This window comes from Pseudomonas sp. GD03903 (genome assembly GCF_029840045.1).
Taxonomy (GTDB): Bacteria; Pseudomonadota; Gammaproteobacteria; order Pseudomonadales; family Pseudomonadaceae; genus Pseudomonas; species Pseudomonas pseudonitroreducens.
On record NZ_JAOCBT010000003.1, the window covers coordinates 119,606 to 134,898 of the forward strand.

The following is a 15,293-nucleotide window of genomic DNA, read 5'->3' on the forward strand; positions in this document are numbered from 1 at the left end:
CGATCCGGGCAGGCTCGGTGGAGTGTAGTGCGAGCCTGGGATCAGCGCCGGGCGCTGTAGATACGGAAGCCGTCGGCCTCCGCCAGGGTGCGGCAGGAGCCCAGGTGCTGTTCGATCAGCGGCGGGTATTTCAGGAAACTGTTGGCCACCAGGCGCAGCTCGCCGCCGGGCGCCAGATGGCGTGCCGACTGGCGCAGCAGGTGTTCAGTGGCGGCGTAGCTGGTGTGTACGCCCTGGTGGAAGGGCGGGTTGCTGACGATGGCGGCCAGGTTGTCCGGCGCTGCATCGATGCCATCGCCGGCGATTACCTCGCCTTCCAGGCCATTGGCGGCGAGGGTCAGGCGGCTGCTTTCGACGGCGAAGGCGTCGACGTCCAGCAGGGTCAGCCGGTTCTGTGGATAACGTCGCTGGAGCGTGGCGCCGAGCACCCCGGCGCCGCAGCCGAAGTCCAGCAGATGGCCGGCCGGCAGCTTGTCGAGGTGCTCCAGCAGCAGGGCGCTGCCGCGATCCAGGCGGCCGTGGCTGAACACGCCGGGCAGGGTGATGACCTGTAACGGGCCGTCGGCCAGCGGCAGCTCATAGCGTTGTGCGAGGGCGTGCAGGTCGGGCGCTGTTGGGGCGCCGTCGATGTGTGTGTGCCAAAGCTGGCAGTGGCGGGCGCTATCCAGCTTGCTGGCGCGGCCGAACTCGCCGAGCTGCTTGCTGGCGCGTTCGACGCCGGCGCGCTTCTCGCCGACCAGGTACAGCTCGCCATCCGGCACGCAGCTGGCCAGCGCGGCCAGCAGGTAGTCGGTCAGTTCGCGGGACTTGGGCAGGAACAGCACAGCGGCGTCGAACTGGCCCTCGGGCGGTGTCGCACCGAAGTGGCAACGGCCGGCAAAGCGGGCTTCGAGCTGCCGGGCCTCGCCGGCATGCCAGCTCCAGCCTTGCGCTTGCGGCAGGTCGCCGAGCAGGGCGTCGGCGGGCAGGCCGGCGAGCAGGACGCGGCCCTGGAAGCGCTCGATCTGGCGCAGCAGCACTTCACTGGTGGGGGCGTTGGACATGCGGCCTCCTCGAAAAAAGGGCGCGAGTTTAGCAGGGCTGCCGCAGCCGAGCCTAGGCGAGCCGCACCTCGCCATTGCTCCAGAAGTCGTCGCCACGCAGCTCCAGGGTGCCGGCCGCGACTTGTGCGCGCAGGCGCCAGACGGCGAGCAGGTCGCTGACGAACAGACCGTCGACATAGGCCATGGTCGGGCCGATCAATGACTGCACTGGACGCCAGGCTTCGCTGGCGCTGTCCAGCAGGATGCGGTCGATGTGCGCGTAGCCGGTGCCACTCAGTCGGCCGTCGAGCCACAGGCGCAGCTCGGTGTTCTCGGTCAGGGCGTGCTGCCAGTCCGCGCCCAGGCGCTGGCGCTCGGCGGCGTCCAGTTCGTGGCTGGCGGCCAGGGCGTTGGCCAGTTCTTCGGGTTTGAGCATGGCGATGGCGTGGCGATCTTCGCTGCGGCACTGACCGCTGCCAGCACCGACGCTGCGCAGCGTGACCTGCGCCGGCAGCAGCGCACAGACGCGGCGCAGCAGCAGTTGCTCGCTGGCGCTGTCGCCATGCCAGAGCGTGACGGAGCGGGCGTCCGGGCTGCGTAGCCAGTTCGCATCGGTGGCCAGCTCAACGGCGATTTCGCGTTCGCGCAGGGCGTCGCCACCCAGCTCATGCCAGAACGCGGCGCGCTGCTGGCAGGGTGGGTTATCCACATCGCTCAGCGGGCCGACCGCGAGGTCGTCCGGCATCACACGGATTTTTTTCTCGGTCAGCACGCCGGCTTCGACTGCCCGGCGCAGGGCATCGGCGGCGCCGTCGCCGCAAACCAGATGCAGGCTCATGCCGTCACCACGCGGCGAGCTTCGCCGGCGAAAAAGCCGGCGGCGTTCTCGCTCAACTGGCCGACGATGCGCTGCCGGGCCTCGCGACTGCCCCAGGCGCTGTGCGGGGTGAGGATGAAGCGTGGAAGGTCGCCGGCCAGCAGCGGATTGCCGTCTTTCGGTGGCTCGACGCTGAGTACGTCGAAGGCCGCACCGCCCAGGTGACCGCGACGCAGGGTATCGGCCAACGCCTGCTCGTCGACCAGCCCGCCGCGGGCGGTGTTGATCAGGAAGGCGTTGGGTTTCATCAGGTCCAGCTCGCGCTGGCCGATCAGGTTGCGCGTGGCGTCGGTCAGTGGGCAGTGCAGGGTGAGGGCGTCGACCTGCGGCAGCAGTTCCTCCAGCGCCAGTCGGTCAGCGCGCACGGGGCGGCCGGGCAGGGCGCCGAGCAGTACGCGCATGCCGAAGGCCTCGGCCAGTTTCGCCACCGCCCCGCCCAGCTCGCCGTGGCCGAGCAGGCCGAGGGTCTTGCCCTCCAGTTCGACGATGGGGAAGTCCAGCAGGCAGAACTGCGGCGCCTGCTGCCAGCGCCCAGCGCGGATCGCCGTCTGGTAATCCGGCAGGCGGGTGGCCAGGGCGAGCAGCAGCATCAGCGTGTGCTGCGCCACCGAGGGCGTGCCGTAGCCCTGGCAGTTGCTCACGGTTACGCCGTGCTGGCGCGCGGCTTCGAGGTCGACGTTGTTGGTACCGGTGGCGGCCACCAGGATCAGCTTGAGCTCCGGGCACTGCGCGAACACCTCGGCGCCGATGCGCACCTTGTTGCTGATTGCCACCTGCGCGCCTTGCAGGCGCTCGGCCACCTGCTGCGTGTCGCTGCGCCCGTGCAGGACAAGTTCGCCGAACGGTGCGCGCAGCGGCGCGAGATCGAGGTCACCGAGGTCGAGGGAGGCATGGTCGAGGAAGACGGCGCGAGCAGGATTCATGAGCGATGACACCTTGATCGAAGGGGCGGGATGAAGGGGATTCTCGGCACAACCGCCGCCGTGGACAACCCCGGCTTCCCGCGAGTGCAAGGCCAGATGGCCTCAGGCTGGATGGTAGTTGTCTGAGTGAAAAGTCTGACAGGTGTTTCGGTTTTCCCTCATCTGCCGCCCGCAGCCGGCCTTTTAGAGTGCACCCATCGAATCTCGAGGTGACTTGCGATGATGGCTTGGATTCTCTCCGGCCTTACGGCCATCCGCGCGCTTGGCGCGCGTGTTGGGCAGCGTGACGGCTCGACGACCTTGTATTCCCGTTGCCGGCGGAGAAAGACGCCACGTGGCACCGGGCATGAGTCCTTGCTGTGCTTCGGTGCGTTGCTGGAGTGCTGCGATGCGGCGGCAGATGTGGTGCAGGCCAGTGAGCAGGTCGAACTCTGGGGCGTCACTGATGCGGCATCGGCCCGCCGGACGCTGCAGGACCTGATGCTCGAGGCCCGGAGCCAGACGCTGGACGAGGAATTCCGTCGGCTGCAGCGCAACGAGTCGAGCGCCTTCGATGGTGAGCAGCGGCTGCGCTTCAAGCAGGCCCTGCGCGCCTGGCGCAAGGCGGGCCTGACGCTGCCTGTGGATATCTCCATGGCCGCGCATGATCTGGAAGGCATTGCCTGGTTGACCCGGCAATGCCATGCCTGTGGTTATCTCACCGAATCGGAGGCCTGGCTGAGCCTGGCCTGGGTAGCCGAGATCGCCATTCGAGCATTCTCCGACTGGCAGGCCTATGCCGCGTCGTTCGTGCTGGGGCGTGCGATTCTGTTGCATGACGGGGCGTCCGGCGCAATGGCGATCCGGACGTACAAGGAGCTGATGGGCAGCCGCGACGACAAGACACCACTGGCCGGCTTGTGGCGCGCCCATCCGCTGGCAGGTATCCGGGTGAGCAAGGTGGTGCTGCAGGAAGAGCACATCGTCGAGCCGCCAGCGCATCCTTCGCGCAGTGCACTCCTGGCCTTTGGCTGCGTGATTGCCGCTAGCGCGGGTGTGCGCGCCGATGATCTGGCCATCGCCCCGCAGGAGCGCGAGTATCAACGGCTGTGGCTGGCCGAGCATTGGCGGGCCGCGGCGCCGGACGAGGTTCTCGCACGCCTGAACTGGTTGCTGGAGGTCGGCAGCCGCGACAGGCTCGACCCGCTGTTGCAGCAGGAGACCGGCGGGCACACCGACTTGACGGAGCGCCGCGGAAATCCCCTGGCGCGCTTCGACCGGGCGCAACGGGCGCTGGTGAAGGCAGGTTTTGATCCGGCCCGGGTTGCGCACTGCCAGAGCGTGCTGGCCTACGATCTGGAACGCGCGGCGTTCGGTGCGCGCCTGGCGTTCACAGTCGGCCTGCTGGACGAGGAGCGCCTGTGGAATGCGTTGCGCCACATGGCCCGGCAGGCCCGCGCGGCTTTCGAAGACTGGGAGGACTATCTGGTTTCGGTCATCCTCGGCCATGCCCTGGCGAACGAGGACTGGCTGGCCGGCAAGCGCCTGATTCGCGGCGGGATGGCCTTGCTGGACGGCATCACCCCGTTCGCCGAGTACCCCTCACCATGGCAGGCCTGCCCGGTGGAGAGGTTGCCGGTTCTGCACAGTGTGGCTTGTCGGCGGCCCGGCGACTCGTATAGAACCTAGGACTTTCCTGGCGTTTTTCGGAGGCGCGATGTACTGGGCGGAGTTTCTCACGGTGGCGTTCATTCACCTGCTGGCGGTGGCCAGCCCTGGCCCGGATTTCGCCGTGGTGGTGCGCGAGAGCGTGGCCCACGGGCGCCGCGCGGGCACCTGGACGGCCCTGGGCGTGGGCAGCGCGATTTTCCTGCACGTGACCTATTCGCTGCTGGGGATCGGCCTGATCGTGTCGCAGTCCATCGTGCTGTTCAACGCGCTGAAATGGCTGGCGGCGGCCTACCTGCTGTACATCGGCTTCAAGGCTTTGCGGGCGCGCCCGGCTGATCCGGCGGCGGCAGAGACGATGGCCGCTCCGCTCGCCCGTACGGCTCGCGGTGCCTATGTCGCCGGTTTCGTCACCAATGGCCTGAACCCCAAGGCCACGCTGTTCTTCCTTTCGCTGTTCACCGTGGTGATCAACCCGCATACGCCATTGCTGGTCCAGGCTGGTTATGGTGTGTACCTGGCCTGCGCCACCGCCGCCTGGTTCTGCCTGGTGGCGCTGCTGTTCAGCCAGCAGCGGGTGCGTGCCGGCTTCGCCCGCATGGGCCACTGGTTCGACCGGATGATGGGCGTGGTGCTGATCGGCCTGGGGATCAAGCTGGCCTTCACCGAACTGCGCTGAGCCCGGCTTTTCGTAGGAGCGAGCTTGCTCGCGAATCTGTTGCCGACGGCTCAAGAGCTGGGCGGTTCGCGAGCAGGCTCGCTGCTACAGGAATGCTTTGTTCCGAATGAAAAAGGGGCGCCTTGGCGCCCCTTTTTCATTTCGCAGCGAAGATCAGACCAGCTCGATCGCCACCGCAGTGGCTTCGCCGCCGCCGATGCACAGCGAGGCTACCCCGCGCTTGCCGCCCTTCTTCTGCAGGGCGTTGATCAGGGTGATGATGATCCGCGAGCCGGTGGAGCCGACCGGGTGGCCCTGGGCGCAGGCACCGCCGTAGACGTTGACCTTGGCGTGGTCCAGGCCGTGTTCGCGCATGGCAAGCATGGTGACCATGGCGAAGGCTTCGTTGATCTCGAACAGATCGACGTCATCCTTGCTCCAGCCGGCTTTCTTCAACAGGTTGGTCATGGCGCCGATCGGGGCCAGGGTGAACTCGGCCGGGTCCTGGCTCTGGGTGGCGTGGGCGACGATCTTCGCCAGTGGCTTCAGGCCACGGCGCGCGGCTTCTTCGGCGGTCATCAGGACCAGCGCGGAGGCGCCGTCGGAGATCGAGCTGGCGTTGGCCGCGGTGATGGTGCCGTCCTTGCGGAAGGCTGGGCGCAGGCCGGGAATCTTCTCCAGGTTGGCGGTCAGCGGCTGCTCGTCGTCCTTCACCACGGTCTCGCCCTTGCGGGTGGTGACGGTGACCGGGACGATTTCCGAATCCAGCGAGCCGTCCTTGATGGCAGCCTGGGCGCGCTTCAGCGATTCGATGGCGTAGGCGTCCATTTCCTCGCGGGTGACGTTGTACTTGTCGGCGGTTTCCTGGGCAAAGGAGCCCATCAGGCGGCCGGTGCGGGCATCTTCCAGGCCGTCGAGGAACATGTGGTCCTTGATCTCGCCGTGGCCCATGCGCAGGCCGGTGCGGGCCTTCTCGATGACATAGGGGGCGTTGGACATGCTTTCCATGCCGCCGGCGACCATCACGCTGTTGCTGCCGGCCTTGAGCAGGTCGTGGGCCAGCATCACCGCCTTCATGCCCGAGCCGCAGAGCTTGTTTATGGTGGTGCAGCCGGTGGCGGCGGGCAGGCCGGCGTTGAGCGACGCCTGGCGGGCCGGGCCCTGTTTCAGGCCGGCGGGCAGCACGTTGCCCATGATCACTTCCTGCACGTCGGCGGGCTGGATGCCGGCACGGGAAATGGCTTCGCGGATGGCGATGGCGCCCAGGTCGACGGCGGAAACGCCGGACAGGCTGCCCTGGAAGCCGCCCATGGGAGTACGGGCGCCGCTGACGATGACGATCTCGGACATGACTCTTAACCTCTTCGCTCTTGTTGTAGGAGTCCGCGCATGGCCGGCTGCGGGTCGGCAGAACCGTGTTGGAAGCTGGCGTCGGAGGCTCATTTACAAGGCGTAAACTCCGCTCCCTCGCCTGCTTCCACCTGGCGCTGCTGCAACTCGCGGGCCTTTCGCGGACTCCGGGTAAAGGTACCGGGCGTGAACGACCGGGCGTCAGGATTCTACCGCGTGACCGGATGCGGCCATAGAGTCATCGGCAAATCACTCTTTTGACTGATGAATGGACACCCCGAGCGCTCTAGAGTCGGTCTCATCCTGATGAGATCCAGCCTTGAGAGTGCGCACGCCATGCTGAAAACCCGCGTCATCCCCGCTGCACAGAACGCCTACCAGTACCCGCTGTTGATCAAGAGCCTGCTGCTGTCGGGCAGCCGTTACGAGAAAGGCCGGGAAATCGTCTACCGCGACACCGTGCGTTACAGCTATGCCACCTTCAACGAGCGTGTTGCGCGATTGGCCAACGTGCTCACCGAGGCCGGCGTGAAGGCCGGTGACACCGTGGCGGTAATGGACTGGGACAGCCACCGTTACCTCGAGTGCATGTTCGCCATCCCGATGATCGGTGCGGTGCTGCACACCATCAACATCCGCCTTTCGCCGGACCAGATCCTCTACACCATGAACCACGCCGATGACCGCTTCGTGCTGGTCAACAGCGAGTTCGCCGCGCTCTACCAGGGCATCGCCGGGCAATTGACCACGGTGGAAAAGACCCTGCTGATCACCGACGGCGCGGACAAGACCAGCACGCTGCCCAACTGTGTCGGCGAGTACGAGACCCTGCTGGCGGCTGCCAGCCCGCGTTACGCCTTCCCCGATTTCGACGAGAACTCGGTGGCGACCACCTTCTACACCACCGGCACCACCGGTAACCCCAAGGGTGTGTACTTCACCCACCGGCAACTGGTGCTGCACACCCTGGCGATGGCCGCAACCATCGGCAGCCTGGACAGCATCCGCCTGATGGGCACCGACGATGTGTACATGCCGATCACCCCGATGTTCCACGTTCACGCCTGGGGCGTGCCCTACGTGGCGACCATGCTGGGGGTGAAGCAGGTGTACCCGGGCCGTTACGAGCCGGAGCTGCTGTGCAAGCTGATCCGTGAGGAGAAGGTGACCTTCTCCCACTGCGTGCCGACCATCCTGCAGATGATGCTCAATGCCGCGGGCGCCAAGGACCACGACTTCGGCGGGCTGAAGATCATCATTGGCGGCAGCGCCCTGAACCATGCCCTGTACGACGCCGCCAAGGCACGCGGCATCCAGCTTACCGCTGCGTACGGCATGTCCGAGACCTGCCCGCTGATTTCCTGTGGCTACCTCAACCAGGAACTGTGCGCCGGCAGCGAGGACGAGCGCACCACCTACCGCATCAAGGCCGGCGTGCCGGTGCCACTGGTGGAGGCGGCGATCATGGATGAGCACGGCGAGTTCCTCCCGGCGGACGGCGAGTCCCAGGGCGAGCTGGTGCTGCGCGCACCCTGGCTGACCCAGGGCTACTTCCGTGAGCCGGAAAAGGGCGAGGACCTCTGGGCTGGCGGCTGGATGCATACCGGCGACGTGGCGACCCTGGACGGCATGGGCTTCATCGACATCCGCGACCGTATCAAGGATGTCATCAAGACCGGCGGCGAGTGGCTGTCTTCCCTGGAGCTGGAGGACCTCATCAGCCGCCACCCGGCGGTGCGCGAGGTGGCGGTGGTCGGCGTGCCCGATCCGCAGTGGGGCGAGCGCCCGTTCGCCCTGCTGGTGCTGCGCGATGGCCAGGCGCTGGATGCCAGGGCGCTGCGCGAGCACCTCAAGCCTTTTGTCGAGCAGGGCAACATCAACAAGTGGGCAATTCCCTCGCAGATCGCCGTTGTTACTGAAGTTCCCAAGACCAGCGTCGGCAAGCTCGACAAGAAGCGTATCCGGGTAGACATCGCCCAATGGCAGGAGGCTGGCAGCGCCTTCCTCTCCACGGTGTGACCGACGACCGGCAAGTCACGGTTGGCGGGCGGTCGTGCCAAGCAAGCGCTTGGCACGGCGCAGCCCAGTGACCACGGCACCTCGGCACCTGCGCAAGCGTCTAGTCAGGGCCTTTCTAAGACAAATCACACTTTCGAGCGATCAAGCACCCTGGGGCGGTGGATATAGTCGCCACTACTCATAACAAAAAACACATGGAGTAGCGTCGATGAAAACCATGCAACATATCTGGCGCCTGGCGCGGTTGCCGCTGGCAGTCAGCCTGGCTTCCTCGCTGGCGGCTCCGGCTTCCGCCGTCAGCTTCAATATTGGGGAAATCGAAGGTTCGTTCGACTCGACGCTGTCCGTGGGGGCCAGCTGGTCGACGCAGAATCCGAACGACAACCTCATCGGCATCAACAACGGCGGCAAGGGCCTGTCCCAGACCTCCGACGATGGCCACCTGAACTACAAGGCCGGCAAGACCTTCTCGAAGATCTTCAAGGGCATCCACGACCTCGAGCTCAAGTACGGCGACACCGGCGTCTTCGTGCGCGGCAAGTACTGGTACGACTTCGAGCAGAAGGACGAGAACACCGAGTTCAAGCCCCTGTCCGACCACAACCGCAAGGAAGCCGCCCAGGCCTCCGGCGCTGAAATCCTCGACGCCTTCATCTACCACAACTACAACATCGCCGACCTGCCGGGCACCGTGCGCCTGGGCAAGCAGGTGGTGAACTGGGGCGAGAGCACCTTCATCCAGAACGGCATCAGCGTGATCAACCCGTTCGACGTCACTGCATTCCGCCGCCCGGGTTCCGAGATCAAGGAAGCCCTGGTGCCGGTGAACATGTTCTACCTGTCGCAGAACCTCACCGAGAACCTGTCCGCCGAAGGCTTCTACCAGCTGGAGTGGGACCAGACGGTGGTCGACAACTGCGGCACCTTCTTCTCCCAGCCGGACGTGGTGGCTGACGGCTGCACCCAGAACCTCGCGGTGCTGACCAACAACGCCGCTTCGATCCGCACCCTGAACGGCCTGCTCGGCCCGAACCTGGCGGTGACCCCGTCGCCGTGGAACGAAGGCCTGGTAGTGCAGCGCGGCCCGGACCGCGACGCCCGTGACAGCGGCCAGTACGGCTTCTCGATGAAGTACTTCGCCGACAGCCTGAACACCGAATTCGGCGGCTACTACATGAACTACCACAGCCGCCTGCCGATCTTCAGCGGCCGTGGCGCGGACGCCTCCAAGGTCGCGCAGATCAACCAGTTGATCACCAACATCGCGGCGATCAGCCCGTCCCTGGCGGCCCAGGCCGGCGCGGCGGCGATGGCGGGCAACTCCAGCTACTTCATCGAATACCCCGAAGACATCCGCCTGTACGGCCTGAGCTTCTCCACCACGCTGCCCACCGGCACCGCCTGGCAGGGCGAGATCAGCTACCGCCCGAATGCTCCGGTACAGCTGAACACCGCCGACATCCTGTATTCCGGCCTCGACCCGGTGTCCATTGGTGGCAACCACGTCTACGACAACGCTTCCGTGCTGACCGGCACCGCTGGCCAGGACCTGCATGGTTACACCCGCAAGGAAGTCACCCAGCTGCAGACTACCTTCACCCACTTCTTCGATCAGGTCATGGGCGCCGAGCGTCTGACCCTGGTGGGCGAGGTCGGCTGGACCCACGTCGGCGGCCTGGAAAGCCAGAACAAGGCGCGCTATGGCCGTGACCCGGTGTTCGGCCCCGGCCCGCTGAACGGCACCCTCAACGGCCTGGCTACCTGCGAGGCGCTGAACGCTTCCACCCTGGGCACCGCCAACGCCAACAACGTCAGCCGCAACTGTGAAAGCGATGGCTTCACCACGGCCGACTCCTGGGGCTACCGCGCTCGCGCGATCTGGGACTACAACGACGTCTTCGCCGGCGTGAACCTCAAGCCCAACGTGGCCTGGTCCCACGACGTCGACGGCTACTCCCCCGGCCCCGGCGGCAACTTCGAGGAAGGCCGCAAGGCGGTCAGCCTGGGTATCGACGCCGACTACCTGAACACCTACACCGCCAGCCTGGCCTATACCAACTACTTCGACGGCAAATACTCCACCGTCGACGACCGTGACTTCGTCAGCCTGAGCTTCGGTGTGACCTTCTAAGCCGGCTGTTCAACCGGCAAGCGGCCCGCCTTCGCGGCGGGCCATCCGTGCAGTCGGGTGACCGGCTGCACGGGGCAGCAGACAAGACCCGCGATTCGCTCCTGCAAAGGTGGCCAGCGCGGTGGGCAAAGACTCAACGAGGACGATAAACGAATGAGAACAACAAAGATCCTGCTGCACACGGGCGCGCTGGCGCTCAGCCTCATCGCCTCCCAGGTGATGGCGGCCGTCTCTGCCGATGAAGCGGCCAAGCTCGGCACCACCCTGACCCCGATGGGCGCGGAAAAGGCCGGCAACGCCGACGGCAGCATCCCGGCCTGGACCGGTGGCCTGCCGAAGAACGCCGGCACCGCCGACAGCAAGGGCTTCCTCAGCGATCCGTTCGCCAGCGAGAAGCCGTTGTTCACCATCACCGCGCAGAACATGGACCAGTACAAGGACAAGCTGACCCCTGGCCAGCAGGCCATGTTCAAGCGCTACCCCGACACCTACAAGATGCCGGTGTACCCGTCGCACCGTACCGCCACCGTGCCGGCCAACGTGCTCGAGGCGACCAAGAAGAACGCCACCAGCACCAAGCTGCTACAGGGCGGCAATGGCCTGGAGAACTTCCAGGTGGCCAACCCCTTCCCGATTCCGAAGGACGGCCTGGAAGTCATCTGGAACCACATCACCCGCTACCGCGGCGGCCATGTGCGTCGCCTGGTGACCCAGGCCACGCCGCAGGTCAACGGCTCCTACTCGCTGGTGTACTTCCAGGACGAATTCGTCTTCCGCACCGACCTGAAGGACTACGACGCCAGCAAGCCGAGCAACGTGCTGTTCTACTTCAAGCAACGCGTGACCGCGCCGGCACGTCTGGCCGGTAACGTGCTGCTGGTGCACGAGACCCTCGACCAAGTCAAGGAACCGCGTCTGGCCTGGCTCTACAACGCCGGCCAGCGCCGTGTGCGCCGTGCCCCGCAGGTCTCCTACGATGGCCCGGGTACCGCCGCCGACGGCCTGCGTACTTCCGACAACCTGGACATGTACAACGGTGCGCCGGACCGCTACGACTGGAAACTGGTGGGCAAGCAGGAACTGTACATCCCGTACAACAACTACAAGATGGACGATCCGAAGCTGAAGTATTCGGACATCATCAAGCCCGGCCACCTCAACCAGGACCTGTCCCGCTACGAGCTGCACCGTGTGTGGCACGTAGTCGCCACCCTGAAGCCGGGCGAGCGCCACATCTACGCCAAGCGTGACTTCTACATCGACGAGGACACCTGGCAGGCCGTGGCCATCGACCACTACGACGGTCGTGGCACCCTGTGGCGCGTTGCCGAGGCGTTCAACCAGTACTACTACAACTACCAGGTACCGTGGTACACCGCGGAAACCCTGTATGACCTGCTGTCCGGTCGTTACCTGGTGCTGGGCCTGAAGAACGAGGAGAAATCCGCCTACGACTTCAACTACAGCGCTTCGGAAAGCGACTTCACCCCGGCAGCGCTTCGCCAGGAAGGCGTGCGCTGATCCCCCGATCCCCACGGGTGGTTCCGCGGTGAGAAAAGACCGGCCTTCGGGCCGGTTTTTTTATGGGAAATCATCCATCGGCTGAATGGAGGGTGGAATGTCGGGTGCCTTCCAGTCACGTTGTGAGCAAAGGTAACAAAATCGACTTCAAATCCCGCCCGCAAGGGGCTAGGCTCCGTCCACAGTGTGACCTTCGTCGATAGCTATAAGAGCTAGAGCAAGAGCCAGGCCAATGACCGACTTCTCGACTCTGCCAAGACTGACCGATGTTCCCCCCAGTACGGCTGGCAGCCGCTTCTTCCGGCCGCCGCTGCCGCATGGCCACGTTGCCCGTTCGCGCCTCTGCGAGCGCATGGCCGCGGGCCTGGAGGGACGGCTGATACTGGTGTCTGCACCGGCGGGGTTCGGCAAGAGCTCCCTCGCCATCGAGTTCTGCCAGACGCTGGAAGGCCAATGGCGCAGTCTGTGGCTGGGGCTCAGTGCAAGGGACAGCGACCCCGGGCGTTTCCTCGAACGCCTGCTCGAAGGCCTGCGCCTGCATTTCCCCACGCTCGGCGAAGAAGCCCTGGCCCTGCTGAAGATGCGCCAGCGCCACCAGCCCTTCGCCTTCGAGGCCTGGCTCGACGACCTGCTCGATGAGCTGGTGGACAGCCTGTCGGTCGACCGCCCGTTGCTGCTGGTGCTGGACGACTACCACCTGGCCCAGGGCGCGGTGCTCGACCGCTGCCTGCAGTTCCTCCTCAATCACCAGCCCGCCGGTCTGGTCGTGCTGGTCACCAGCCGCCAACGGCCGGACTGGCACCTCGCACGCCTGCGTCTGTCGCGGCAGTTGCTGGAATTCACCGAGCAGGACCTGCGCCTGACCGTCGAGGAAACCGCGCAGCTGGTCAGCGCCAACGGCGCGCAACTCGACGACAACGCCCTCGATAATCTGGTCGAACGCAGCGAGGGCTGGATCGCCGGTCTGCGCCTGTGGCTGCTGGCCCATGGCGACGAACTGGCGGCCAACGTGCCGGATCTCTCCGTCCATGGCGCCGAGGAGCTGATTCGCGACTACCTGCTGGAAGAGGTGATCGACAAGCAGTCGCCGGAGGTCCAGGTATTCCTGGCCCAGACCGCGCGCTTCGAGCGCTTTTCTGCCGAGCTCTGCGATGCGCTGCGTGATTCCCACGACAGCGCCGCCATCCTGCGTCATCTGCAGCAGCACCAGGTGTTCCTGGTGCCGTTGGACGAGCAGGGGCAATGGTTCCGTTATCACCACCTGTTCTCCGACCTGCTGCTGGCGCGTCCGCTGCCTGGCTCCGGGCCTTCGGCCGCCGCGTTGCACCTGCGCGCGTGCCGCTGGTTCAGTGCCCTGGGGCTGTTCGACGATGCCGTGGAGCAGGCCTTGCGCGCCGGCCACCCGGAAGTCGCGGCGAGCCTGGTACAGAGTCTGTCCGAGGAGCAACTGCTGGCCGAGCAGAACGTCGCCACGCTGTTGCGTTGGAAGATGGACCTGCCCGACAGCCTGCTGGCCAGCACGCCGCGCCTCATCGTGCTGTACAGCTGGGCCCTGGCGCTGGCCTGCCAGCTGGATGCGGCGGAGGAGCTGGCAGCGCAGTTGGCGCGCTTCCTGCCGGCCGCCGATCACGCCACCCAGCGCGATCTGCTGGCGCAATGGCAGGCTCTGGCGGGCGTGATTGCCCGTGGCCGCGGCGAGATCGAAGCAGCCGAGCGGCACTGCGAAGAGGCCATGCTCGGGCTCGGCCCGGAGCGCTTCGGCCCGCGCCTGCTGTGCCTGTCGACCCTGAGCAACCTGGCCATCGTGCGTGACGACCTGTGGCGCGCCCGCGGGCTCAATCGGGAAGCCCTGGAGCTGGCGCAACGTTTCGGCAACCCGCTGTTCGAGGCCATGGTGCACTACGACCGTGCCCGCGTATTGCAGGCACGCGGCGAGGTGCTGCGGGCCGAGGAAGAGGTGCGTCAGGGCCTGGCGCGGCTATCCGGCCTGTCCTCCCAGCGCCGTTATGCGGTGCGTGGCCGGCTGATGCTGTACCAGGGGTACCTGAGCAGCCTTGCGCTGCAGCCGGACGAGGCGCGCAAATACCTCAAGGCCGGTATCGAGGAGGCCCGTGCCTGCCGCGATATCAGACTGGTGATCGGTTTCTGTGTGCTGGCCAGCCTGGAAGGGCGGCTGGGCAATTACACCCGCGCCTTCGGCCACCTCGCCGAGGTCGAGCGGATGATGCATGTGTGGGACGTGCCGCCGGTGTACTACCTGTCGGCCATCACCCTGATCAAGTGCGAGCTCTGGCTCGGCCAGGGCCAGATCGAGCTGGCCAGCGCCTGGCTGGAGCGCCTGCGCGACACCTACACCGGTGACGAACCGGCCACCCCGCCGGAATGCTCGCCGCAACTGCCGCGCAACGTGGAGATGCTCCAGGCCCAACTGGAGCGCCGCGAAGGCCGCATGGCCGATGCCCAAGCGCGACTGCGCGCCGTGGCCAGCGGCGCCCTGCAAGGCGGGGCGCAGTTGCAGGCGCGCTTCGCCCAGGGCCAGTTGGTCGCCCTGCTGCTGCAGGACGGCCGCGAGCGCGAGGCCTCCTTCGAACTGGGCGAATGCCTGAGCGGCCTGGCGGTCGGCTTGTTGATCCCCTTGCACGAAGTACTGCTGCAGCACCCGGAATGGTTGCGCGAACAACTGGCGGTAAGGGCTTCCGCGCCGGCGATCGATGCGCTGCGCGAGCGCCTGCCGGCCCTGCCGGAGCGTGGCGCGGTGCTCACCGACTGCCTGAGTGGTCGCGAGCTGGCGGTGCTGGAGCTGATCGCCCAGGGTTGTTCGAATCAGGAAATCAGCGAGCGCCTGTTCATCTCCCTGCACACCGTGAAGAGCCATGCCCGGCATATCAACGACAAGCTTGGCGTTGAGCGCCGCACCCAGGCGGTGGCGCGGGCGAAGGAGATGGGGCTGTTGCGCTAGGGCGCTGGCCAAACCTTCCGACGTCAACGGCTGGTGTAGGAGCGGACTCTGTCCGCGATTGGCCTGAGACGCCACAGCGGGTGGGAAGCGATCGCGGGCATGGCCCGCTCCTGCGAGATACATCTGCACTCGGGGCGGCCCTCACCCTAACCCTCTCCCAGGGGGAGAGGGGACCGTTCGGCGCAG

At 66.2% G+C, this 15,293-nt stretch carries 10 protein-coding genes; 6 read left to right on the top strand and 4 right to left on the bottom strand.

Going from position 1 to position 15,293, the window contains the following annotated elements; translation table 11 throughout:
• Positions 1–41: 41 nt before the first annotated feature.
• Genes N5C91_RS05460 through N5C91_RS05470 form a run of 3 tightly spaced genes read right to left on the bottom strand, consistent with a single transcriptional unit; the run spans position 42 to position 2,822 of the window.
• Positions 42–1,043, bottom strand: coding sequence for a class I SAM-dependent methyltransferase (locus tag N5C91_RS05460; RefSeq protein ID WP_236172889.1), 1,002 nt, complete (start codon positions 1,041–1,043; stop codon positions 42–44).
• Between the two features lie 52 nt (positions 1,044–1,095).
• On the bottom strand, positions 1,096–1,860 hold the full coding sequence (locus N5C91_RS05465; protein WP_279828341.1) for a DUF1835 domain-containing protein: 765 nt from the start codon (positions 1,858–1,860) through the stop codon (positions 1,096–1,098).
• On the bottom strand, positions 1,857–2,822 hold the full coding sequence (locus tag N5C91_RS05470; RefSeq protein WP_279828343.1) for a 2-hydroxyacid dehydrogenase: 966 nt from the start codon (positions 2,820–2,822) through the stop codon (positions 1,857–1,859). The genes N5C91_RS05465 and N5C91_RS05470 overlap by 4 nt, the downstream gene beginning before the upstream one ends.
• 219 nt (positions 2,823–3,041) lie before the next feature.
• On the opposite strand from N5C91_RS05470, the gene N5C91_RS05475 reads away from it, so the two are divergent.
• On the top strand, positions 3,042–4,490 hold the full coding sequence (locus N5C91_RS05475; RefSeq protein ID WP_279828344.1) for a DUF1266 domain-containing protein: 1,449 nt from the start codon (positions 3,042–3,044) through the stop codon (positions 4,488–4,490).
• Positions 4,491–4,518: 28 nt separating this feature from the next.
• Positions 4,519–5,148 carry a LysE family transporter gene (locus N5C91_RS05480; protein WP_279828346.1) on the top strand — a complete coding sequence of 210 codons (630 nt, stop codon included), beginning with the start codon at positions 4,519–4,521 and terminating at the stop codon, positions 5,146–5,148.
• 153 nt (positions 5,149–5,301) lie between these two features.
• On the opposite strand, the gene N5C91_RS05485 is transcribed toward N5C91_RS05480, so the two are convergent.
• The gene (locus tag N5C91_RS05485; RefSeq protein ID WP_236172884.1) at positions 5,302–6,477 is read right to left on the bottom strand and encodes an acetyl-CoA C-acyltransferase; all 1,176 of its coding nucleotides are present in this window, start codon (positions 6,475–6,477) and stop codon (positions 5,302–5,304) included.
• Positions 6,478–6,813: 336 nt separating this feature from the next.
• On the opposite strand from N5C91_RS05485, the gene N5C91_RS05490 reads away from it, so the two are divergent.
• From N5C91_RS05490 to N5C91_RS05505, 4 genes are all read left to right on the top strand, one after another.
• A complete protein-coding gene (locus N5C91_RS05490) occupies positions 6,814–8,496 on the top strand; it encodes a fatty acid--CoA ligase (RefSeq protein ID WP_236199369.1) in 1,683 nt (560 codons plus the stop codon).
• A gap of 208 nt (positions 8,497–8,704) precedes the next feature.
• On the top strand, positions 8,705–10,627 hold the full coding sequence (locus N5C91_RS05495) for a DUF1302 domain-containing protein (RefSeq protein WP_279828349.1): 1,923 nt from the start codon (positions 8,705–8,707) through the stop codon (positions 10,625–10,627).
• Between the two features lie 153 nt (positions 10,628–10,780).
• The gene (locus tag N5C91_RS05500; RefSeq protein WP_236172881.1) at positions 10,781–12,148 is read left to right on the top strand and encodes a DUF1329 domain-containing protein; all 1,368 of its coding nucleotides are present in this window, start codon (positions 10,781–10,783) and stop codon (positions 12,146–12,148) included.
• Positions 12,149–12,380: 232 nt separating this feature from the next.
• Positions 12,381–15,107, top strand: coding sequence for a LuxR C-terminal-related transcriptional regulator (locus N5C91_RS05505; RefSeq protein WP_279828352.1), 2,727 nt, complete (start codon positions 12,381–12,383; stop codon positions 15,105–15,107).
• Positions 15,108–15,293: the final 186 nt, after the last annotated feature.